This is a genomic window from Prevotella sp. oral taxon 376, assembly GCF_003043945.1.
Classification (GTDB): Bacteria; Bacteroidota; Bacteroidia; order Bacteroidales; family Bacteroidaceae; genus Prevotella.
The window spans coordinates 1,242,950-1,266,239 of record NZ_PYXG01000001.1 but is presented as its reverse complement, the minus strand read 5'-3'; the positions used below and the strand labels follow the sequence as shown (position 1 = coordinate 1,266,239).

The window sequence follows — 23,290 nt, the reverse complement described above, 5'->3', positions numbered from 1 at the left end:
GCTTCCCTATATAAGATATCCCTTAGATTTCCACACTTAGGCCTGCATACCATGTCGCGCCATATACCGGGGCATACATGAAGGCTGCGTTATCAATGTGTTTCTCGTCCTGAAGGTAGCTGAAGATGTTCTTACCCCCGCAATAGACGGTAAACCCGCCGAATCTCTTGGCCACGCGGGCATTGAAAAGCATGAAAGTGTTGGTCTCTTTTATCTTCACCGCCACCTCGTCATCTTTCATATAATCGATATACATCTTGCCCTGCAAAGAGCCCGTGAGGCTGAAGGTCCAAGTACCGGGCGTGTATTCAAGGCTCAGATCGCCCGTCATAGCCGGAAAGCGAGATATGTTCTTGCTGGCCTTGGCATACTCCGTGCCGGCCCAGTCCGCACGCTCGTGCTTGAATTTGCCCTGATTGAAAGTCCAGTTCAGCCCTGTCTTGAGATCCTTAAGCGGATTCCACTTCACGCCGAGCTCCACTCCCTGCACATAAGCGTCGTCAATGTTCTCCCACTGATAGGTATATCCCAGCTTCTTCACTTCTGCGCTGGCCGGACGGAACTCAATCTTATCCCTCAAGTCGGTGCGGAAAAGGTTGACGCTCAGCTGCACCTTGGAACCGTAGTAGTCGGCCGAAAGATTGTAGCTCATAGAGTGCTCACCCTTCAGATTAGACGACTTCCACACACGGGGAGAGCCGCTGCACAGGTGCAAGTCCTCCGAAAAGCCATAAGGAGCACGGAATCCGGTACCGAAATTGGCACGCAACACAAACGAGGGGGTAAGCTCATACTTCAGCGCAAGGCGCGGATTGAAGGAGGTCTCATGGAAGCTGGTCTTGGGGAAGGTGCCGTCATACACTTTCTCACTCGACTCGTATTCCTCGCCGGAGTGGTGGCTGTCGAGGCGCAGGCCGGGCACCAGGGAGAGATTGGGCAATATGTTCCATTCGTCCTGCAGGAAGAAGCCGAACTCGTTGGCATGTTTCTTTCCGACAGAGGTATAGGCCGTTCCGTTGAGCGGGTCGTCCTCGTCGTTGATGCAGTAGAGACCGGTCTCGCGCAGACGGGTGAAATATCCCTGCACACCTGCCAGTAAGGTGTGGTCGCCGAGGCGTGAGGTGAAGGTGATTGACGGTGTCAGCGTGTTTTCCTTTGCTATATAGGGGCGCATGTCGTCCACTTTAGGCTTCTGATTTCCATGCGATTCCATATAGTCTCCCAAGAAAGTGTCGTTGGTGGCGTTGCGCTTGTGATGCACATAAGCCGCCGCAAGGTTCAGCTCCGACTTCTTCCCGATGGGCAGCTTATAGCTCATGTCGGCCGACAGACGGTTGGTCTTGATGTTTTCCGTGCCCTCGGAGAAGGGATTGCGGAACTGGTCGTCGACGAGCGTACCGCCCGCCCGCTGCTCTTCCATCACCTTTCCGCGCAGCACGAGCTTGTCGTTCTTGGCAAAGGGATTGAAGAAATACACGCCGAAACCCACATTCGTGAGGGTGGCCTCCACCTTGTCCGACACGCCGTCTTTCTTCTTCACCTGGTCGCGGGTCTCGCCTTCGCCCGTATCGTCGACGGCATTACTCTCCGTGCGTTGCGCGAAGAAGTTCAGTCCGATGTCGTTCTTGCGTATCGAGGCAGAGGCATTCAGGTTCTTATATCCCCAGTTTCCGAATTGCAAGTCGGCCTTTACCTCCGGCTCAAACGACGGCTCCTTGGAGATGATGTTGATGGCTCCGGCCACGGCACTGCTGCCATAGAGAGCCGAGCCCGCACCCTTCACGATCTCCAGGCGGTCGACATCGTTGGTCCCCAATTGCTGCAGACCGTAGACCCCGGCCAAGCCCGAATAGACAGGCTCACCGTCTATCAATACCTGCGTATGCTCCGCGCCGAGGCCCTGCATGCGCACCATGGAGAAGTTGCAGAACTGACACTGCTGCTCCACGCGGATGCCCGGCACTCCCTCGAGTGCCTCATAGAGGTTCTTGGCATTCTTGTTTGTGATGGCTTTTGAGGTCAACACCTCCGTGCGGATGGGCACATCCTTCAGATAGTGCTGGGTTCTCGTTCCCGTTACCACCACCTGATTCAACTCCTGTTCGTCCTCGTCCAACTGGAAATAGACCTCCGAGCCCTTGCCGTGCTGCATCATCACCTCGCGCTCCTCGCTCTCATAGCCCATGCAGCTGGCCACGACGGTCTGCTTGCCCAGTGGCAGGTTCGACATCTGGAAGTGGCCCGTCTTGTCGCACATGGCCGTCAACTTGGTTCCTTTTACCTGAATCTTTGCATAAGGAATATGTTTTCCCGTTACCTTGCTCTTCACATCACCAAACAACATGGCATCGGTTTCCTGAGCCATGGCCGTCATGGTAACGAGAAGAGTCATAATTACACACAGTGATTTTCTCGTCATTTCACTTAGTGTTTAAAAGTTTTAATATTTCTGAATTTAATTACCAAATGCAAAACTACAACCTTTTCCCAGACCTCACAATACCTACTTTTAGGTATTTCCCGCATTTTTTTCGACCCCGGAAACTTGTCTTCCCGACAACGGAGGCAGCAAAGGGACAGAAAGGAAAACTGCTCCGCTTTTTACATGGGCGGCAAGTCTCCTGACGAAATCGGCGAAATTGTCGGACGAAATCGGCGATCTTGTCTTACGATTTCGCCGATTTCGTAACACGGGAAGCCGCTTCCGGCGGCACGGAACCAGAGGAACGCCAAGACACGAACCGACAGACATCTGAAAAACGGGATGCCGGAACCTCCTCATTCCGACATCCCATTTCATATAACTACCCGCCAAACAGCTAAAACTCAACAATCAGCGTCTGCCGCGGCGACAGGCTAAAGTCGGCCCCGAGATCCACCTCGCGCCCCGTGATGACATCCACCGCCTTGCGTGCCGCCCCTATGACCTCGGCATAACGCTTCGCCTCAAAGACGGCGTTACGGGTCGTCCCGTTGAGAATCGTCAGCAATGTCCTGCCCTCGTATTGGCGGGCGATGACATAGACTCCCTTCCACGGAACGAACTGCGTCTGCCGTCCCTTGGATATCAATTCGTTGCCCTGCCGCCAATGGAGCAGCCTGCTCAGCCATGAGAACATGGCGCTTTCGGCCTTCGAGCGTCCCCGCGGAGCGAAGCAATCGTGCCGGTCGCCGGGAAATCCTCCCGGAAAGTCCTTGCGCACATTGCCGTCGGTAACCTCCTTGGTGCCGTTCATCAGCACCTCCGTGCCATAGTAGAGCTGCGGGATGCGATTGACGGTGAGCAAGAGGGCATAGGCCTGCTTCAGGGCAAGCGTATCCCCGCCGTTGCCGAGGAAGCGGTCAGTATCATGGTTCTCGATGAAGGCCATCACGCTCGACGGATCGGCATAGACATAATCATAGCAAAGCACATTGTAGATGCGGTTCAGGCCGTTCCACCAAGCGTCGGTCTCCTCGTCCTTGGCCTTGTTCAGGCGATCGTAGAAGGCAAAGTCCATCACGGTCTTCAGATAGGAATCCTGCCGGGTGAGCTTGCTGCCCCTTTGCCATGCGGCGGGATAGGCGGGCTCGGTAACCCATGTCTCGCCCACGGTGTTGAAGTGAGGATACTCCCTGTCGAGCGCCTCCATCCACTGCGCCATGGCCGTGCGGTCGGCATAGGGATAGGTGTCCATGCGGATGCCGTCGATGCCCACGGTCTCTATCCACCACTCCGAGTTCTGGATGAGATATCTGATGACATGGGGATTCCGCTGGTTGAGGTCGGGCATGGAGGGCACGAACCATCCGTCTACGGTCTCCCTGAGGTCGACTTTGGATGCATAAGGATCAAGCACGGGCGTCAGCTTATAGGAAGTCTGGAGGTATTTGGAGGTCTTGGCCGACGCTCCGCTCGCCATCCCCGTGTTGCGATCCAAGCCGCTGTCGGTGGCATCCCGCACTTCCGAGAGCCATTCCGGGGTGTTGAACCAGTCTTTTGACGGCATGTCCTTCACCCACGGATGCTCGAAGCCGCAGTGGTTGAAGATCATGTCCATGACCACCTTCAGGCCCCTCGCATGCGCCTCCCTGACGAGGCGGGCATACTCCTCATTGGTACCGAAACGCGGGTCTACGCGATAGTAATCGGTAGTGGCATAGCCGTGATAGGTGGAGTAACCGTTGGCATCGGGCGAATTGTTCTCCAGCACCGGGGTAAGCCACAAGGCCGTAACGCCCAGCTCATTGAAGTAGTCCAGATGCCGGCAGATGCCCTCCAGGTCGCCTCCATGGCGGAGAGAGGGCTGTGTGCGGTCGCAGACATAGGCATTCATGCCCTTGAGCTGGTCGTTCCGGGGATTTCCGTTGGCAAAGCGGTCGGGCATCAGCATATAGAGCACATCGGCATTGTCGAAGCCCTTGCGCTCCTCGCCGGCCATCTCGCGCCGGCGCAGCTCATACTTCACCCTGGCTTCCCTGCCCCCGTTCTTGAAGCAGAGCGTCATCGTGCCGGGCTGCGCCCCCTGCAGATTGAGGTAGACCAAGAGATAGTTCGGCGAGTCGAGGCGCACGAGCGAGTCGACCCGGACACCCGGATAGGACACCTCTACATCGGCCGTGCGGATGCCCTTGCCATAGACCATCAACTGCAACGAGGCATCTTTCATGCCCGCATACCAGTCGGCGGGTTCCACGCAGCTGACCTTCACCTGCGCACTTGCCGGCACCACGCTCAGAAACAAACTGAATATCAGGATTATATTTCTCATATTAACTATGTATGATCAATGCTGACTGCGGGTCTACTACTACCTTTCCGCCCTCTGTCTTCTCGCTGCCGCCCTCGTCGATTACACCGTCGCAGCAGACTACCGTATAGCTGCCTTCCGGCACGGAAACCTCACGAGGTTCCTTGGAGGAATTCAGGATGACCACGATGCGGTCCCAGCTGTCGCCCACCTCCCTGCCGTCGATATAGAAACCGACCAGACAAGGCTCCGTGGGGAGGAAATGAAGATGGCGGCGCACCTTTTCGGCGTCGCCCATGCGGAAGGCCGGATGGTTCTTGCGCAGCCGGATGAGGTTCTTGTAATAGGCAAAGACCTGCGGATAACGGGTAAGGTTCTGCCAGTCCAGACGATTGATCTCATCCGGAGAGTTGTAGCTGTTGTGCACGCCCTTCTTGTCGCGGAGCATCTCTTCGCCCGCCAAGAGGAAGGACACACCCTGTGAAGTGAAGACGGCGGTCTGGGCAAGCAGGTCGAGGCGAATCAGCTCCTCGGTCGTAATCTGCGGCATTTCGGCCCGCAAACGGTCTACCAGACACATGTCGTCGTGGCAGCTCACATAGCTGACCATCTGCGACGGCTCGGCAGCCCACGGCTTCTTGGAGTAGTTCACCTTATTATAATCTATCTGGGGATGGGCTATCATGCCCGCGATACCTGCCTTCAGGCTCTCCTCCTCGCCGGCGATGCCCGCAAGAAACGCCCCCTTCCTGTCGTCGGAGAACGGACCGCGGAGGGCATCGCGAATGTCGTCGCTGAAGGCGGCGATGCGGGGCATCCGGCTGATATTGGCCTTCAGGGCAAGCTCCTCGGCAGGATGGGCGCAACTGCCCGCGCTCCATCCCTCGCCATAGATGAATATCGAGGGGTCTATGCGGTCGGCCTCGGCACGGATCTGGTTCATCGTCTCGATATCGTGCACGCCCATCAAGTCGAAACGGAAGCCGTCGATATGGTATTCCGTGGCCCAGTATTTCACCGATTCTATCATGAACCGGCGCATCATGGGCTGCTCTGAGGCCGTCTCATTGCCGCAGCCCGACCCGTCGGAGTAGGTTCCCGTATTTTCTTTCGGACCATAGTTTATCAGCCCCGCACGGCCCACCACCCTTTCAGGGCCGTCGCCCCTGTCGGTCTTACGATAGAAATAGTCGGGATAGGTGCGCTGGAAATTGCTGTGGGCAATGTCGTAAGTGTGGTTGTAAACCACATCGAGGATGACCCGGATGCCTGCTTTGTGAAGAGCCTGCACCATCTGCTTGAACTCCCGGATGCGCACGAGGGGATCGTAGGGGTCGGTGCTGTAGGAGCCCTCGGGCACATTATAGTTGACGGGGTCGTACCCCCAGTTGTATTGAGGCTGGTCGAGACGCGTCTCATCAATCGACCCGAAGTCGTAAGACGGCAGGATATGTACGGCGTTCACGCCCAGATTCCGCAGATGGGCAATGGCCTTCGGCTCGGTAAGCGCAAGAAACTTGCCCTTGTGGACGATGCCCGACGAGGCGTCAATGGAAAAGTCTCGGTGGTGCATCTCATAGATGACGAGGTCGGAGGGCGACTTCAGCTCCGGCCGCCGGTCGTTTTCCCAACCTTCGGGATTGGTCTCTGCCAGGTCGATAATGGCTCCGCGGTTGCCGTTCACGCCCACCGCCTTGGCAAAGACACCGGGTGTTTCACCGAAATAAGTCTTGTAGGTGAAGGGTATCGGCACGCAAGCCATGCCCACCCGGGTATGGTCGGCCACATTGAAACTATAGTATTTTCCCTTCAGGTCACCTTTCACCACGGCCTGCCAGACATCGCCTCCCACATGTTTCATCTTATAGGAACGGTATTCATTAAGGGCGGCATAGACACCGAGGCTGTCTTTCTTCAGGTAGTTTTCCCACGGAAGCGGCGCGTCCTTGTCGTAGACCGTAAGCCTCACGCGCTTCATCGTCCGCGGCGCGAACAGGCGGAAAGTGGTCTCCGAAGGGGTGTAAGCCACCTCGTTGAAGTCGAAACCGCTCTTTTGTGCGGCAATATCCAGCATGTAAAAGCCCAATATAAACGCAAATAATAGTCTTTTTGTATCCATAAGCCGTATTGGGCAGGTGTCCCGCTGACGGCACACCCGCCACCAATGATTATTGTGCAATGAGCGAAACGGCAAAGCCTCCGCCCGGCGCCTCTGTCAATTTCAAGACATCGCCCTTCTTCACCGTGCGCTTGGTAACCGTATAAGCCTTGGGATTTTTCTCGTAGTGAGCACCCTTGGCATCCGCATAAATGGTGCAGGCATACTTGCGCCCCTTGTCGAGGAAGTCGAGTCTGACGATTGACCTGTGTCCGTTTTCATCGCATTTTCCTCCTATAAACCAGTTGTCGGTGCCCTTTGCCTTGCGGGCCACGGTGATGTAATCGGCCGGCTCTGCTTCCAGATACCTGGAGTCTTCCCAGTCAACGGCCACATCCTTAATGAACTGGAAGGCATCGTTATACTTCGCGTAGTTCTCCGGAAGGTCGGCTGCCATCTGAAGAGGACTGTACATTACTAAATAAAGAGCCAGCTGTCCGACCAAGGTGGTGTGCACATAGCTCGTATTGTCAGACCATGTCTTGAGCTGCGTCTCCAATATACCGGGCGTATAGTCCATAGGTCCGCCCTGAAGGCGAGTGAACGGCAGGATCACGGTATGGTCCGGCCGGTTCCCTCCGAAGGCCTCATATTCGCCCCCACGGGCACTCTCGTTGCCCACGAGATTCGGCCATGTGCGGCACAAGCCCGTAGGCCGGACCGCCTCGTGGGCATTCACCATGATGTGATGCTTGGCCGCCTGTTCCACCACATACTGATAATGATTGTTCATCGACTGGCTGAAATGGTGGTCGCCACGAGGAATTATATCCCCCACATAGCCTGTCTTGACGGCATCATAGCCGTATTGGTTCATCAGGTTAAGGGCTGCCCCCAGGTACCGCTCATAGTTAATGGTGCTTGAGGAAGTCTCGTTGTGCATCAGGAGTTTTACCCCTTTGGAGTGAGCGTAGTCGTTCAAATACCTGATGTCGAAGTCCGGATAGGGGGTAACGAAGTCGAAGACATCCTGCTTCCAGCAGCCAGCCCAGTCTTCCCAGCCGACATTCCAGCCTTCCACGAGCACTTCGGAGAGGCCGTTCGCGGCAGCAAAGTCGATATATTTCTTTACATTCGCCGTCGTTGCGCCATGCCGCCCGTTAGGCCTTGCCTTGGCCCAGTCGACCTCGTCCAGCTTCACGGAGGGGAACTCGTCGGTATATCTCCATGAGCTTTTACCCACTATCATCTCCCACCACACGCCGCAATACTTCACGGGGTGAATCCAACTGGTGTCCTCAATCTTACATGGCTCGTTAAGGTTCAGTATCAGATTAGAGGACAGCATGTCGCGGGCATCATCACTGACCATCACCGTGCGCCAAGGCGTTGCGCACGGAGTCTGGAGACAACCCTTAAGACCTGTCGCGTCGGGAGTAAGCCAACTCTCAAAGACCATGTTCTTATCGTCGAGGTTGAGGTGCATGGTGGCATAGTTGACGCAGGCCGCCTCGTGAATGTTGATATAGAGCCCGTCGTCCGAGCGCATCTGTAGAGAGGTCTGAACACCCGTCGGAGAGAAGACCGAAACCGACGAGTTGCTCCAGTTTACGGCCTCGTTGAAACGGGCGCGGATGCCGGACAGCTTTGTCTCCTGCGTCTCCTGCTCCTGCGTGTCGTAGTCGCCGGGCAACCACCATGCCGTGTGGTCGCCCGCCATGGCAAACTGCGTATGCTCTTCCTTGATGATGAAATAGTTCAGGGACGCCTGCTGCGGAAACTCGTAGCGCAGTCCCATGCCGTCGTCGTAGACGCGGAAACGGATGATCATACTGCGCCCCGTAGCCATCTGATTCAGCGTTACGGCAAGCTCGTTGTAATGGTTACGGATAGTGGCAGTCTCGCCCCATACCGGCTTCCAGGTCTCATCGAAGGTGGAAGTCTCGCTCTTGGCTATCTGGAAGCCTTCCATCAGGTCGGTTTCGTCAAACCGCTTACTGGCATTCCTGTTCTTGGCCAGTTCCAGACCAAGATAGCTTTTCTTCACCACAGACCTGTTTTTGTAATTCACAAGGTAGCAAGGACGGCCATTATCAACTTGGAAAGCCACCACAATATTGCCGTCAGGCGACTTTACCTCCTGTGCCATTGCCATAACCGGCAATAGCATTGTGAAAAGGAATAAGGCAATCTTTTTCATAAAAACTTCTATTAATGAACGGCCCCCTCCCCCTTAAGAGCGGGAGGGCCGATGGATTATTTTCTTCCAGACTGGAGCACCAGTTCCGAGATATTCTGCTTAAAGTCTTTATTTCCTATCAAGTCCTCGAGGTTCAGGTGCATGCGATAGCGCCAATAATGATGTGGGTTGGCCGGAATGTTGACGCGCTCGGCATTCGCATCCGCCAACCGCAGGTCTTCGTCGATGGCCAGCCAGTCTTGGATGCTCAATACGCAGAGCATCGACGGCGACGAGAGATGTCGGCTCACGATATCGCGAGCAAGCCAGCCGGGCAGCGGGTGAGGCGCGGCTCCTCCCCGATGCAGCATACTGTTATAATAAGCCTGGGCACGCTCGTAGTCCTCATCCCACCACTGGCGCAGGGTCGACATGTCGTGCGTGGAGATGGTGCTCACGCTGCGATAAGGATTACGCGAGAGATATCCAAACCTGACAGAGGGGTCCTTGGGCATGCTCTGAATCTCAAGGCTCAGGATGCGGAGCTCGCTCATCACCCATGACACGCAGTCGGGAACCATACCGAGATCTTCGGCGCAGACGAGCATGCGCGTAGCCTGAACGAGCTTCGGTAGCTTCTTCATGGCCTCGCTGTACCAGAAATGGTTGTTACGGCGATAGTAATAATCGTTATAAAGACGGTTGAACGCAGCCTTGTCGCTGTCCCAGAGGGCCTCGTAGGTGAAGCCGAACTGGGCTGAGATTCTCGGATGGAAGAGTTCCGGATTCTTACGGTCTCGGAGAAAGAGCACATTGCTGATGAGTGCATAGAGCCCGTCGCGAATCCAAATGTCCTTCTCGGTGGTCTTACCCTCGAAAGCTCTCTCCACCTTGCGCTGCGTGTCAAACGCCGGTTTCATCTCCCAGAGGTCATCATGTGCATGGTTCAGATAGGTCTCCTTCACTTCCTGCGCATGCTCCCGGAAGACACGGTCTAGCACCCAGTCGGCAATAAACGGCTTCAGGAAGAAGTCGTCCTGGAAGTGGAGTCCGTAGGCTTCTATCTCCTCGCGGCTCATGGCCAGCGACGGCACGAACTGCCCGAGCAAGCCGTGGACGGCCTCCACGGGAATCTCCCAAATGCGGAAGAACCCCAGCACATGATCGATGCGGTAGGCATCGAAGAACTTCGACATATTCTGAAAGCGACGCACCCACCATGCACAGTCGTCCTTGAGCATCTCATTCCAGTTGTAAGTGGGGAATCCCCAGTTCTGTCCATTCACGCTGAAGTCGTCGGGCGGTGCTCCGGCCTGCCCGTCGAGATTAAAGTATTTGGGCTCGGTCCATACATCACAACCGTTGCGGTTTACCCCGATGGGGATGTCGCCCTTGAGGATGACACCCTTAGACTTGGCATACTCATGCACGCCTTGCATCTGGGTGTTGAGAACGAACTGGACGAAATAGAAGAACGCGACCTCCCCATATGCCTTCGAGCGCGGATTGGAGAGCTGCTTGCGGTCGCCCTCGTTCCACACGCGATGGTCTTTCCAAGTGTTGAAATCGGCCGTTCCATACTCATCGCGCAAGGTGCAATACTGTGCATACGGCACCAGCCAGCTCTCCGTTTCGGCAAAGAATGCCTTGAATTCGGCACTCCTCATCATCTCCCGCCCTTCCTCTTGCTCGAAGAGGACACGCAGATAGGCGAGCTTGGCCTTGTTCACCCGCTCATAGTCTATCTGCGGCAAGGCATTCAGTTCCTCGCGTTCCGCGGCGAATTTTGCCCGCAACTGCTCGTCCTTGAGCCCGGGAAGCTGGTGGAGGTTTACAAACTGCGGGTGCAGCGCGAAGATGCTGATGCAGCTATAGGGATAGCTGTCGGTCCAAGTGTGGGTGGTCGTAGAGTCGTTGATCGGCAGGATTTGCAGCACCCGCTGATGGGTGGCTGCCACGAAGTCTATCATCATGCGGAGGTCGCCGAAGTCGCCGACACCGAAGCTCCTCTTCGAACGGAGCGAGAACACCGGTACCAGCGTTCCGGCCAGCTTCTCATTGGAGAGCGGGAAGAAGGCCTGCGTGAGGTCGTAACTCACCAACTCGCCCTCGTTCATCCACGGCAGGTCGATGGTGCGGTTCAGGCCGTCCTCCCACATGGGGGCCGTCTCGCCCTCTTCGCTGAAGGCCACGAACTTGAACTCCAGCCTGCCTTGGGGATAGTCGTCGGCATCAAGGTCCACCACCCATTCATTGTAGTTGTGCTCCGTCATGGGAAGAGCCTGGTCGATATTCCAGTTTCCAAGCTTGTCGCCCGAGCCCACCACGCCCAGCTTTTCACCGTTACGGAGCTGCGGGGCACGCACCTGAAGCCGGACGGTCTTCTTGAATTCGGAGACCTTGAGAGCTTCGACGCGACACCGGTTGATGCAGTCGGTGAAGGCCGAGCTGTAGAGATAGGATTCCTCGGGGATGTCTGCCCAGCGACAGAAGAGGTTATAGAAGTCTGCTCTGTGTGAGCTGAGCTCCAGCGTGTGGAGCATGGTTTTCCATTCATGACGGCTCTGCACGCCGGCCCGGTGAACGCTGAAGTAATAGCGGAGCACTTTCGGAGCCTGCCCTTTGGCAAGGCTTATCTGGCACACCCAGTGCTCGCCGTCCACCGTGCTCATTCTGTATTGCGACTCTTTGGTGCTTCCCAGCTTATCGTTATCAACCACATTGAGGACCAGCTCCTCACCGAATACGGTTCTGTAGCCGATATTAAATTTCAAGTTCATAGGCTTTGGTTAATAAATTTGGTTCAAAGTTAGCAATTATTATAACACAAGGTGTAACGAAAGTGTGCAAAGGCAGAAAAGTTTTATGCAAACGATTGCGCACCCATGGACCACAGGACCTCCCGGCATTCAGAACCGATAGACGAGGCACACCCCGCTGCCCGTCAGGGCCACATCGCACCTGCGTCGCTCGCCCGTTATCCTGTCGCCGATCCAATAACCCAGCAGGACACCCCCGACACCAATGGCAGCACCGGCAGCCACATCCCCCCAGTCGTGGCGATTGCGCCGCACCCTATCGACGGCCGTGAAAGCGGAAACTCCATATCCTGCCACACTGATCCACGGAGACACATGGCCAAACTCCTTATATAATATGGTGGCTCCCGCAAAGGCTAATGTGGCATGACCCGAGGGGAAGGCACGGCGATCGGTTCCGTCGGGCCGCCATTCATGAACGGTCTGCTTCAAACCATAAGCCACACCGAGGGAAACGGTCAGGGAGACCGCGGAATTTACCATCAGCCGCTTCCACGACGAGGCACTCTGCACGCCGCTCATCTTGAGCACATAGGCCGACGCCATGGGCACAAAGCGCAGATAGTCGTCGATGCCGTCGCCATGAAACTCCTTCTGCGCCTGCATCGGCAAGGCAGTCAGCAGGAACAGCAGACTACAGATAAAGCTTTTCATGATGCAAAAATACAAAAAAGATTCCTATCAACCAAGAAAACGGCACCGGCAAAAAGCGGCAAAAGGGCATCCGGAGACAACGAACCGGAGCAAAGGGAGCATCTTACCGGATTCTTGCCAACAAGTGGCAATGATATTACCCGCTGTTAGTAATGTGATTACAAACGGCAAGTAATCCTGTTACAAACAGCTTGTAATCCTGTTACAAACGGTTTGTAATCCGCCGGAAGACATGCGGCGCATTACAAGCTCCCAGCAACAGCAACCCACGGCGGCAGCCGATTGCCGTTGTCCGGGTCATCAATGTCCTAAGCTTTCCTCGCCCTGATGAAGGTTACAGCCAAGGCCCCGCACAAGAACAGCCCACTGGCCACAATCATCATCGTGCTCTGATGGCTGCCCACGAGACGCAGTATCATGCCGCCAAAGAGGGCCGCGACAATCTGGGGAAGGCAAATCGTACCGTTGAAGAGCCCCAGATAGGCTCCCATGTGGCCGTAGCCCTGCAAGGCATTGGTAACGAAAGTGAACGGCATGGCCAGCATGGCGGCCCAGGCGCAGCCGATGAGCAGGAAGGCGATGAACTGCGTGTAGGGATTGTGGAGAAACGGGATCATGGCAAAGCCGATGCCGCCGATGGCGAGGCTCAACGAGTAGGCCACCTTGATATTCCTGAAACTGGGAAGCAGGGCTGCCCATATCACGCTGCCCACGGCCTGCACGGCGAAGAGGATTCCCACCCAGTTGCCGGCCTCCTGAAAAGCTGCCGAACCGGCATCGGTGGTATTCCATACGGTCTCGGCAATAGCTCCGGTGGTGTAGTTCCACATATACAGCATGCCTGCCCAGCAGAAAAACTGCACCAAGCCCACCTTCCAGAAAGTGGCGGGAGCATTCCGGAGCAGCGTAATCCAGTCGGCTTTCTCCTCCCTGGTCTCAGAGACAGGATTGTATTCCGCGTATTCCCGCGGATTCCACTCCCGCACTTTCAGCGCGGTGTAGACCACGCAGAGGATGAGGATGCCCGCTCCCACATAGAACGACCACTTCACCGAGTCGGGCACTTCGCCGGCAGCCGCCACATTCCGGATGCCCAGCCATGTGAAGAAAAACGGAAAGACAAACCCCACCACGCTGCCCGCATTGCACAGGAAACTCTGAATGCTGTAGGCCTTAGTCTTCTGCTTCTCGTTCACCATGTCGCCCACGAGCATCTTGAAAGGCTGCATCGCCATGTTAAGCGAAGTGTCGAGGAACATCAGCGCAACCAGTCCGAATATCATCACAGCCCCTACGGCAAGGCCGAAAGAACCCGCATTGGGCAGCAGGCACATCACGAGGACCGCCAGGGCGGCCCCTATAAATAAATAAGGTATTCGCCGGCCGAAACGCGTCCAGGTGCGGTCGCTCAGCGTACCCACAATCGGCTGCACGATGATGCCCATCAGCGGTGGAAGCACCCAGAAGTAATTCAGGCTGTGGGGGTCTGCGCCCAGGGTAGCAAAGATTCTCGACACATTGGCACTCTGCAGCGCATAGGCTATCTGCACGCCGAAAAAACCGAAGCTGAGGTTCCAGAGCCCCCAGAATTTCATATCAGGTTTCTGCTTGTTCATATTATATTTAGATTGTTTGTTTCTATTCCTTGTCTTATACTGCCGTTTCCCATAAGGGAGAGGAAGAGCGGCTTACTCCTTGGTTGTGCCACGCACGATCAGCTTGGTTCTTACCACCCTGCGCTCCACCTTGTCCTTCGGAATCAAGCCTTCTACCTGCCGAATGAGAATATTGGCCGCTTCTTCGCCCACCTGAAAGCCGCGTTGCTCAACCGTGGTGAGCATCGGGTCGCAGGCTATGGCCCGATAACCGTTGGTGAACCCGCAGATTCCGACATCGTCAGGAATCCTGAAGCCCATGCGCTTGGCCGTATACAGAATGCCGATTGCCGTATCATCGTTCACCGCAAAGAAGCCGTCGGGCCTGTCATTCCTCTCAAGCATCTGCGGCGTTATGGCCTCCGCATCGGCACGGTTGTCGCAATAGCGGATCAGGCTCTCGTCTATCTTCATGCCATGCTTCAGCAAAGCGTCCTTGTATCCGTTAAGGCGGTTCTTGGAAATCTCCAATGTCAGAGGGGCTCCATAGAAGGCTATGCGCCGACAGCCCGTATCAACGAGATGGCTCACGGCCGTGAAGGCACCCATGTAATCATCCACCACGACGCGCGAGGAATCCACGCCCGTGGAAATCCTGTCATAGAAAACAAGAGGAATCCCATTGTCTATGAGCCGCTGGAAATGATCATAGCGGACCGTGTCCTTGGCCTGAGAGACGATGACGCCACACACCCTGCTCTTATAGAAGTTACGGCAGATCTCGACCTCACGCTCATATTTTTCGTTGCTCTGGGCCACCATGATGTAATAGCCGCGGGCATTGGCCTCCTCCTCGATGCCACTGAGGATCGTCGCAAAATAATAATGTGCAAACTGCGGAACGATGACACCGATGATGTGCGTATTCTTCACCTTTGAATGGCGCAACTGCTCACCGATGATATTGGGATAGAAGCCGTGTTCCAGGGCATAAGCCTGAATGGCCTTGCGAGTGGGTTCGCTGATGCGCTTGTTGTCATTGAGCGCACGCGACACCGTTGCCACGGAGACCCCAAACTTCCTGGCAATATCCTTCATCGTAATAGGCGTAGATTCACTCATCAGATTTTGTTTTAAGCTCGATGCAAAGATAATGAAACCCCTGAAATAGTTGACAATTACCTTTTTTATTAATTGCGTTTTAATCGTGCAATCGTTTGCACGCTATAATTAACGATTTTTACCGAAAAAAATTATAATGTATCGCTAAACAAGCTAAATTTGCAGCGTGGGAGTTTCTCAATGAGAGGCGATAGAAACCTTTAATCCGCAAACCTAAAACGGATGAACTTTCACTGGATTACCGGCCCTAACTAACTGACAATAACAAAATTAACAACAACATAGCTAACTAATAAAACCAAAAAAATGATGAAGCAGGTAAAAATCACTATGCCTTTAAGGATGCTTGCAATAGTTTGCGGGCTTCTCCTTTCAGTCTGTGCCTTTGCACAGTCTATCACTGTCAAAGGGCATGTCAAAGATGCTACCGGCGAACCTGTCATCGGTGCCACTATCAGCGTAGGCGGTAAGGCGGCAGCGGTGTCAGACATCGACGGCAACTTCTCTATCAAGGCTGACCAGGGCGCAACGATCACCGTATCTTATATAGGATACATGACCGCTACCGCCACTGCAAGTCCGAATATAGTCATCACTATGCTGGATGATGCCAAGACCCTCGAACAGGTGGTGGTAATCGGTTACGGTCATGCCAAGAAGGAAGATCTCACCGGCTCGGTTACGGCCATGAAGCCGGACGACCTGTCAAAAGGTATTACGAACAACGCCTCCGACATGCTCGTCGGCAAGGTGGCCGGCGTGGATGTACAGACCACGGGAGGCACTCCGGGTGCCGGCGCGCAGATTCGCATCCGTGGCGGCGCTTCCCTGAACGCCAGCAACGATCCGCTCTATGTAATAGACGGACTGGTTATCGACAACAACACCGCTAAGGGTATGAGCAATATCCTCGCGATGATCAACCCCAACGACATCGAGACTTTTACCGTACTGAAGGACGCTTCGGCCACTGCCATCTACGGTTCCCGTGCTTCCAACGGCGTAATTATCATCACAACGAAGAAGGGGCGCACAGGGCAGGCCCCGAAATTCAACTATAACGGAGATGTTACGGTGTCTATGATCCAGAAGAAATACGATGTTCTGAACGCGGCCGACTACAAGAAACTCGTGGGATCTATCAGCGGGCTCGACGCTTCCTTGCTCGGCGATGCCGACACCGACTGGCAGGACGAGATCTTCCGCACCGCGGTTTCTACCAACCAAAGCGTCAGCATGAGCGGCGGCCTGAAAAATATGCCTTATCGCATAAGCGTAGGCTACAACATCTCCAACGGTATCGTGAAAACCAGCTGGATGCGCCGTACGAACGCATCGGTAAACCTGGCTCCGACCTTGCTCGGCGGACATCTGAACTTCAACATCACGGCGAAGTACATGTATGAGAAAGACCGCTATGCCGATGCTGGCGGCGCAATAGGATCGGCCTTGTCCATTGACCCTACCCGTCCTGTCAGAATGTCGGACGAGAAGTATAAATTTACGGGAGGCTGGTATCAGAACCTGTTGAATGCCGATTTTAATGATAAGAGCTGGAAATACACAACCAACTCCAATGCTCCGCAAAACCCTCTGGCTCTGCTCAACAACCAGCACACCTTGGCTAACTCCAACGACTTCAGCGGCAATATAGAAATGGACTATAAGATCCACGGCTTCGAGGATTTGAGAATCCATGCTTCCCTTGGCGCACAGTATACGGCAACCGATCAAAGCGACCAGAATTCACGCTACTCCTACAGCAACAACTACTATGGATGGGAAGGAATGACCTACTATTGGAAATACAGCATCGTGGGAAGTGCCTATGCCCAGTATCAGCACCAGTTCGGGGCTCACGGAGTAGACATCATGGCAGGTGCCGAGGACAGCCATTATCACAGAAGCGGCTATAACGAAGGACAAGGCACAGACTGGGCCACGGGCGAGGCACACAACCCTGCTCTCCGTTCCGAGCAGCAGTGGGCTCAACGCAATAGTCTCGTGTCTTACTTCGGTCGCTTGAACTATAACCTCCTCGACCGCTACCTGATTACGGCAACTTTCCGCGCCGACGGTTCTTCTCGCTTTGCCAAAGGGCACAAATGGGGCTATTTCCCATCGGCAGCCTTTGCCTGGAAGATCAGCAACGAGAAGTTCCTCAAGAATGTAAACTGGCTCGACGAGTTGAAACTACGCCTGGGCTGGGGTAAGACCGGTCAGCAGAACGGCATCGACGACTTCTATTATCTGCCGCTTTATGTGCGCGGCAACTCCTACGCTCAATATCCTTTCGGCGATACCTATTATTATACGGTTCGCCCGAACAACTACAACGAGAATTTGACATGGGAGAAAACCACGACCTATAATGCAGGTATTGATTTCAGTGCCAATAACGGCCGCTTCGTAGTAAACCTTGACGGCTACTATCGCAAGACCTCAGATTTGCTTGCTACCGTAAATGTTCCTGCCGGCACAACATTCGGCGACACGCAGCTGCAGAATATAGGATCACTGAAAAACTATGGCCTTGAGCTCGCATTTGATGTCAAGCCCATCGTAACAAAGGATTTTACATGGGATATTACTTATAATGTCGGTTGGAACAAGAACGAGATTACTGAGCTGGAAGCCGGTGCCCAAGACTGGGTATGGACGGGTGATAAGATTTCCCGCGGTAACAATACCAAGATACAGAGGCACAAGGTAGGACAGCCCACCAACAGTTTCTTCGTCTATCAGCAAGTTTATGATGAGGCCGGCAAACCTATCGAAGGTCTTTATGTAGACCGCAATGCCGACGGCCAGATTAACGACGGCGACCGCTATTACTACAAGAGTCCGGCCGCTCCTGTCATCATGGGTCTCACCACCAAGTTCATCTACAAGAACTGGGATTTGAGCGCGGCTTTCCATGCGTCCATCGGCAACTATGTCTACTATGACTTCCTGGCGAGCAAGGCTTCCATATCCAGTTCTGGTCTCTACCATAACTCGGCGTTCTCTAACACTTCGGCAGAAGCTATTGCCTTAGGGTTTACGGGAACAACTGTCAACAATCCATACCAGAGCGACTACTTCATTCGCAATGCCTCTTACCTGAAGTGTACCAATATCACGCTTGGCTATACATTCCCGGCCCTGCTGACCTACAACAACACCCAGTATTTCTCGGGTCGCATCTACTTTACCGCACAGAACCCGTTCATGATTACCAAGTATGACGGCATCGACCCCGAGGTTGCGAGCGGCATAGACAGTAACCCATATCCCCGTCCAATGAGTTTCCAGATTGGGCTGAATCTTAATTTCTAAAGTTTGGAGGAAAAGAATCATGAAAAAAATAATAATCAAAACAGCAACTTTAGGTCTCTTGTTGGCAGGAATGGCTTCATGCGCCGATGACCTGAACCTCTCTTCCATCGACCCACAGTCTTCACAGTCGTATGACGCGACCGAGCTGCTTGCAAAGCAATATGCCACCCTTGGCTTAACCGGACAGGCTGGTCCTGCCGGAAAACCCGACATGAGCGGCGACGAAGGCGAGAGCGGCTTCTATCGTACCGTATTCAATCTTCAAGAGCTCTGTACTGACGAATGCATCTGGGCATGGCAGGATAATGAAGATATCCCCGCCATTACCAACATCGCATGGAACTCAAGCTCTACTCGTGTGAACTGGGCTTATCAGCGTCTTGCATACGATGTAACACTCTACAACCAGTTCATCCATGAGCAGAGCGGGAAGCTCGACGAGGATTTTGTCGCTGAGGTACGCTTCTTGCGCGCCCTGCACTACTGGTATTTCCTCGACCTTTTCCATAAGGCTCCCTTCAAGGACACCTTCAATAAGGAACTGCCTGTAGAGAAAGGCGGCAAGGAACTTTATGACTGGATTGACACGGAGCTTACTGAGATTGAGAATATCCTGAAACCTACAGGCACTTATAACAGCAAAACCAACTTCGGACGGGCTGACCAAGGCGCGGCCTATGCCCTTCATGCCCGCCTGGCTCTTAACTCCAGCGTCTATACCGACGGAGCTACCAAGGACTACCAGAAAGCCAAAGACTATTGCGACAAGATTATCAGCAGCAATGCCTATGCGCTGTCTACCGCGGCCACCAATGGCTTCTCCGGCTATGCTCAGGTCTTCATGGGCGACAACGACGAGAATGCACAGGCCATGAAAGAAATCATTTTCCCCATCCGCCAAGACGGCGAGAAGACCAAGGCGTATGCCGGTTCTACCTATCTCGTTAGTTCTATGCGCATCTCCGGCATGCCTTATGCCAACACGGACAGTTACTGGAGCTGTAACTTCGCCCGCAAAGACCTCGTAGAGAAATTCTTCCCCGGCGACAACATCCCCATGGCCTCCAAAGCCGATGCGCTGAGCAACCCCACCGAAGCACAGGTCATCGCAAAGGACAACGAGCTTGGTGTCGCCACGGCGAATGTCATCGCTGCCGCAGGCGACGACCGCGCCATGTTCTACATGGGTGTAGGTGGCGGCATCCGCACGCTCTCCCCGGGCAAGCAGATTACCGGTTTCCTGAATGGGGCATCCATTGTCAAGTGGTCTAACCAGCGCATCAACAACGGCGCAGCCCACGACCGCACATTCTCTGACACCGATATCCCACTCTTCCGCCTTGCCGAGATTTACCTCACACGCGCTGAAGCCCTGTACCGTCTGGGACAGACAGGACCGGCTCTTGCCGATCTCAAGATGCTCACCGACCGCGCCCATGCCGTAACGCACACATCGATTACGGACAATGTGCTCATCGACGAATGGTGCAAGGAGTTCTACATGGAAGGCCGTCGCCGTTCAGATCTGGTTCGTTTCGGTCTCTTCAGCGGCAGCAAATACCTCTGGGACTTCAAGGGAGGCGTAGCCGGCGGCACGGGTATCGATTCCCACTTCAATATCTATCCCATCCCCGCCAATGACCTTGCGGGTAATCCCAACATGAAACAGAACACGGGATATGGCAATTAATACATGCAGATAGCCAAGATTAGGAACCATAATTTTTTTATTAGACATGAAAAAGAAAATATTTAATATAGGTTGGCTGTTCGCCATAGCTGCCATTGCCAGCTTCGGCTTTACATCCTGCGATGAAGACCGCGACAGCAATCCGACCCTGGACCTGAGCCATGTCGCAGAAGGATTCGTTCTGAACACGCCGGCCAACGCGGCCAACAACACATACGATTTGGCCAGTGCAGAGACGGTGGCCCTCACCTGCTCACAGCCGAACTATGGCGGCGTGCCTTATGCTACGCGCTATTATGTACAGGTATCCGACAACCCGGCTTTCCTGAACGACACCACCGTGGACCACAAGGAACTGCCGACTTCCTACACAACGGCCAAGATGGCCGTGGATGCCAGCGAGTTGAACAATGCCGTGGTAGAGCTTTTCCAAAAAGCCAACCCCGACACCGACTATCCTAACAATGTAAAGCCTATCTACATCCGTCTACGTGCCGCACTTGACGGTACAAGTGGCATGGGACAGACTTACAGCAACATCATCACCTTGCCAAAGACTCTGGCCACCTATGTAGCTCCTGCTGCCGAGCTGCCCACCCAGCTCTATGTGGTAGGCGCATCCATTGGGACGGCATGGACTACATGGCAGGTCGCTCCACAGGTTTACGGCGTCAGTGGCAATTACTACACGATTGTCTATGTCCCGGCAGGCGGACAACTCAAATGGGGCACCTTTGAGAACGACTGGCGCGGCTACAACCGCCTGCGCACCATCAAGGATGAGGCACAGGCCGAAATCAGCGAGAGCACCGACGGCAACAGCAACATCACCTTCAAGAACGCCGGATGGTATAGCCTCCTGTTCACGGGCGAGATCATAGGCAAGTCTGTACAGTATGACCTCACGGTATATCCCGGCAAGGTCTATGTCATCGGCAATGCCTGCGACAACTGGGGCGACGCAGACGCGTCGCTGGCCTGCACCGCTCCTGCCGACCAGACCGGGCAGTGGGTATCGCCTGCGTTCAAGCAGGCGGGTGAACTCCGCGCCTATATCAAGGTAGGAACCCATCAATGGTGGCGCACGGAGTTCACGCTCTATAAGGGCACCACGGTCTACTATCGCGACTTCGATATTCCGGACAGCTGGTCGCAAGGGGCTCGCGAGAAGGCCGTCCCCGCCAAGCCGGATCCTGACAACTACAGCATCCAGTGCTCTGCCGGACAGCGTCTCTATGTAAGTTTTGACACCGGCACAGGTGAAATGAAATAATTAAAACGACAAGAAAATGAAGAAAACATTATTATACAGCTTAGCAGCCATGGCAGCCTTCGGGCTCGCCGGCTGCAACGGCGACTACGACGACTGGGCATCGCCCCAGGCCTATGGCCCGGAAGAGGCCGCCGCCGCATATGGCGTAACCTTCAGCAACGGTCCGGAGGCAACGACCGTGATGCCCGACGGAGACGGAATTATCCAGCTCGTCGAAATCAAGACCAGCAACTCCGGCGTAGCCGGATATACCCTGAAAAGCCTCTCCGTGAACGGCGAGAGCATAGAGGGAACCGTCAGCGGCAGCTATATCACCGTGAATGCCACAACGCTCGCAAAGCTCATTGAGAAGCAGAACGGAAGCCGGGCGGCCATAGCACGCCCATTGGAAGTGAAATCCACGGTCTCTATCAATCTGGGAAACGGCGATGCCGTAACGGCCGAAGGAGCCACCACGACGGGCAGCTTCACTCCCGCCGCCACTCCTACCATCGACAGCAAGGGCTACTACCTGCTCGGCAACTTTGTCAATGTGGGCTGGAACCTGTCTACTCCTCTCTGGATGGAAGACAACGGAGACGGAATCTTCACGGCTAAGGTTACGACCGCCAATGCCGGAACCAACTATTTCCAATTCTTTGAGGGGTCTCACTATGACAATGCCAACTGGGACGAAGTGAACCTCGGGCAAATGGGCTGTGCCGAAAACGGCGACGCCACTTCACCCAACTTCCTCATCTATAGGGGCGACCCAATCTATACGGGAGGCGTCCAGAGCGTGGGTATCGAGGGCCAAGGCACCTTCAACATCACGCTCGACATGAAAAACCTCACCTACACCATTACCCGCGCGGAGAGCAAATACTACATCGTGGGCAACCTGCAGGGCTGGAGCCAGACAGATATGTCGTGCATGTTCTATGCACAGGGCGGCAATATTTACAGCTATACCACCCAGTGGCAGGGCGCATGGGACCTGAAAATCTGGGAAGGCAAGGACTTCGGCAACTGGGGCGTGGCCTTCGGCACGGCCGTAGACGGTGCCACCGACGAGGCGGGAAGCCTCATCAACAGCAACGCCCAGTCGTTCGCGGCACCGTCGAAGAACGAATACTGGACGCTGACCGTCGACATGAACAGCCAGAGCTACAGTTGGAAAAAGCTCGACAACCAGTCTCCCACCACCTACACGGCGGTGAGCATCATCGGTGAATTCAACGGATGGAAAACCGACAACAACTCCGAAATCGACATGACCGTATGCCCCAAGGCTCCGCACAACTGGTATGCGCGTGCCAAGATTGACAAGAGCGGCGGCTTGAAGTTCCGCGCGAACCACGCCTGGACCACCAGCTGGGGCTCGACCAAGAACTATGCCGTGGGCGATGTGTACTACGGGCCGGCAGGAACGGAGGACATCACCGTGCCGGCAGGTACCTACGACTTCTACCTGAACGACATTACAGGTCAGTGGAACATCGTGGCGGTAAACTAAGCAAAGATTGCTTCGAACTAAATAAAGTTTTATTTACACTTGAGGAGGGTTCTCGTGAGAGAGCCCTCCTTTTTCCTGCCCTAGGACCAAAGGCCGTTATCTGAATGACAAAATCGGCGAGATTGTCCGTCAATTTCGGCGATTTCGTCCCACGATTTCGCCGATTTTGTCAAACTGCCAACGGCAAATCGAAAAGCTCCGAACAACCTCCCGGATTGTCTTTGTCCGCAGAAAGGCAAGCCGGTTGGTGCAATCGTTTGCACTAACGGAATGAGAAAAGAACATAAACCATCGATTGCCATGTGGGGAATAATCGT

Annotated in this window: 12 protein-coding genes; 4 read left to right on the top strand and 8 right to left on the bottom strand. The window is 54.6% G+C overall.

Features of this window, described 5'->3' with window-relative positions:
• Positions 1-22: 22 nt before the first annotated feature.
• The 8 genes from C7120_RS05420 to C7120_RS05385 form a co-directional block, all read right to left on the bottom strand.
• A complete protein-coding gene (locus C7120_RS05420) occupies positions 23-2,419 on the bottom strand; it encodes a TonB-dependent receptor (protein WP_233247029.1) in 2,397 nt (798 codons plus the stop codon).
• Positions 2,420-2,819: 400 nt separating this feature from the next.
• Positions 2,820-4,751: a glycoside hydrolase family 13 protein gene (locus C7120_RS05415; protein ID WP_107620682.1), complete on the bottom strand. Its 1,932-nt coding sequence runs from the start codon at positions 4,749-4,751 to the stop codon at positions 2,820-2,822.
• A 1-nt stretch (position 4,752) separates the two neighbouring features.
• Positions 4,753-6,849 carry an alpha-1,6-glucosidase domain-containing protein gene (locus tag C7120_RS05410; protein ID WP_107620681.1) on the bottom strand — a complete coding sequence of 699 codons (2,097 nt, stop codon included), beginning with the start codon at positions 6,847-6,849 and terminating at the stop codon, positions 4,753-4,755.
• Positions 6,850-6,898: 49 nt separating this feature from the next.
• Entirely contained in the window at positions 6,899-9,028 is a 2,130-nt protein-coding gene (locus C7120_RS05405; RefSeq protein ID WP_107620680.1) for a glycoside hydrolase family 97 protein, read from the bottom strand.
• 56 nt (positions 9,029-9,084) lie between these two features.
• Positions 9,085-11,787 carry a 4-alpha-glucanotransferase gene (locus C7120_RS05400; protein WP_107620679.1) on the bottom strand — a complete coding sequence of 901 codons (2,703 nt, stop codon included), beginning with the start codon at positions 11,785-11,787 and terminating at the stop codon, positions 9,085-9,087.
• A gap of 129 nt (positions 11,788-11,916) precedes the next feature.
• Positions 11,917-12,480 (bottom strand): phosphatase PAP2 family protein, encoded by a 564-nt coding sequence (locus C7120_RS05395; protein ID WP_107620678.1) that lies wholly within the window; start codon positions 12,478-12,480, stop codon positions 11,917-11,919.
• Positions 12,481-12,788: 308 nt separating this feature from the next.
• A complete protein-coding gene (locus C7120_RS05390) occupies positions 12,789-14,096 on the bottom strand; it encodes an MFS transporter (protein WP_107620677.1) in 1,308 nt (435 codons plus the stop codon).
• A 72-nt stretch (positions 14,097-14,168) separates the two neighbouring features.
• Positions 14,169-15,197 (bottom strand): LacI family DNA-binding transcriptional regulator, encoded by a 1,029-nt coding sequence (locus C7120_RS05385; protein ID WP_107620676.1) that lies wholly within the window; start codon positions 15,195-15,197, stop codon positions 14,169-14,171.
• A gap of 309 nt (positions 15,198-15,506) precedes the next feature.
• On the opposite strand from C7120_RS05385, the gene C7120_RS05380 reads away from it, so the two are divergent.
• From C7120_RS05380 to C7120_RS05365, 4 genes are read left to right on the top strand one after another with little or no spacing between them, the layout of a single operon-like run.
• Positions 15,507-18,515 (top strand): TonB-dependent receptor, encoded by a 3,009-nt coding sequence (locus C7120_RS05380; RefSeq protein WP_107621401.1) that lies wholly within the window; start codon positions 15,507-15,509, stop codon positions 18,513-18,515.
• Between the two features lie 19 nt (positions 18,516-18,534).
• Positions 18,535-20,205 (top strand): starch-binding outer membrane lipoprotein SusD, encoded by a 1,671-nt coding sequence (gene susD / locus C7120_RS05375; RefSeq protein WP_107620675.1) that lies wholly within the window; start codon positions 18,535-18,537, stop codon positions 20,203-20,205.
• Positions 20,206-20,251: 46 nt separating this feature from the next.
• Positions 20,252-21,478, top strand: a complete 1,227-nt coding sequence (locus C7120_RS05370) for a SusF/SusE family outer membrane protein (protein WP_107620674.1) — start codon at positions 20,252-20,254, stop codon at positions 21,476-21,478.
• Positions 21,479-21,494: 16 nt separating this feature from the next.
• Positions 21,495-22,973, top strand: a complete 1,479-nt coding sequence (locus C7120_RS05365) for a DUF5115 domain-containing protein (protein ID WP_107620673.1) — start codon at positions 21,495-21,497, stop codon at positions 22,971-22,973.
• Positions 22,974-23,290: the final 317 nt, after the last annotated feature.

Bases quoted from the DNA above. Each gene is read 5' to 3' on its own strand.
- C7120_RS05400 (WP_107620679.1), bottom strand. From the start codon at position 11,787: ATGAACTTGAAATTTAATATCGGCTACAGAACCGTATTCGGTGAGGAG.
- C7120_RS05410 (WP_107620681.1), bottom strand. From the start codon at position 6,849: ATGGATACAAAAAGACTATTATTTGCGTTTATATTGGGCTTTTACATG.
- C7120_RS05395 (WP_107620678.1), bottom strand. From the start codon at position 12,480: ATGAAAAGCTTTATCTGTAGTCTGCTGTTCCTGCTGACTGCCTTGCCG.
- C7120_RS05390 (WP_107620677.1), bottom strand. From the start codon at position 14,096: ATGAACAAGCAGAAACCTGATATGAAATTCTGGGGGCTCTGGAACCTC.
- C7120_RS05405 (WP_107620680.1), bottom strand. From the start codon at position 9,028: ATGAAAAAGATTGCCTTATTCCTTTTCACAATGCTATTGCCGGTTATG.
- C7120_RS05420 (WP_233247029.1), bottom strand. From the start codon at position 2,419: ATGACGAGAAAATCACTGTGTGTAATTATGACTCTTCTCGTTACCATG.
- C7120_RS05380 (WP_107621401.1), top strand. From the start codon at position 15,507: ATGAAGCAGGTAAAAATCACTATGCCTTTAAGGATGCTTGCAATAGTT.
- C7120_RS05365 (WP_107620673.1), top strand. From the start codon at position 21,495: ATGAAGAAAACATTATTATACAGCTTAGCAGCCATGGCAGCCTTCGGG.
- C7120_RS05415 (WP_107620682.1), bottom strand. From the start codon at position 4,751: ATGAGAAATATAATCCTGATATTCAGTTTGTTTCTGAGCGTGGTGCCG.
- C7120_RS05385 (WP_107620676.1), bottom strand. From the start codon at position 15,197: ATGAGTGAATCTACGCCTATTACGATGAAGGATATTGCCAGGAAGTTT.
- C7120_RS05370 (WP_107620674.1), top strand. From the start codon at position 20,252: ATGAAAAAGAAAATATTTAATATAGGTTGGCTGTTCGCCATAGCTGCC.
- susD (WP_107620675.1), top strand. From the start codon at position 18,535: ATGAAAAAAATAATAATCAAAACAGCAACTTTAGGTCTCTTGTTGGCA.